General features: G+C 49.3%; 1 protein-coding gene. It reads right to left on the bottom strand.

The window, feature by feature from the left end; genetic code table 11:
* A partial coding sequence (locus tag A6E06_RS14640) for a VCBS domain-containing protein (protein ID WP_218066038.1) occupies positions 1–361 on the bottom strand: 361 nt, incomplete at both ends.

Genomic DNA, 361 nt, shown 5'->3' with positions numbered 1-361 from the left:
TCCGTAACAGTCAGTGTGCCGGAGGTTTGAAGTTGAGACTCTTCCGTCACCGCACCAGAATCTGTGCCTGAAATCACGGCTTTATCGTTAGTGCCGTTCACAGTGACGGTCACCTGATGAGGCGTGCCATCGGCTGAATGAACGGTAATGGAATCGGTAGCTGTCGAGCCTTTACCTAATGCTTGAACTGCAGGATTAGTATTATCAAGATCGTATGTCCATGCGCCTGAATCAGTTAGATGTAACGTGCCTAGTGAGCCAATAACATCTGTGCTTGAGAAGTGCGCTTCGCCGGTATCAACATCCGTGACAGTCAGTGTGCCAGAGGTATGAAGTTGAGATTCTTCTGTTACTGCGCCAG

This window comes from Aliivibrio sp. 1S175, assembly GCF_001690985.1.
Taxonomy (GTDB): Bacteria; Pseudomonadota; Gammaproteobacteria; order Enterobacterales; family Vibrionaceae; genus Aliivibrio.
The sequence above is the reverse complement of the archived record's forward strand: the minus strand, read 5'-3'. Positions and strand labels throughout refer to the sequence as shown.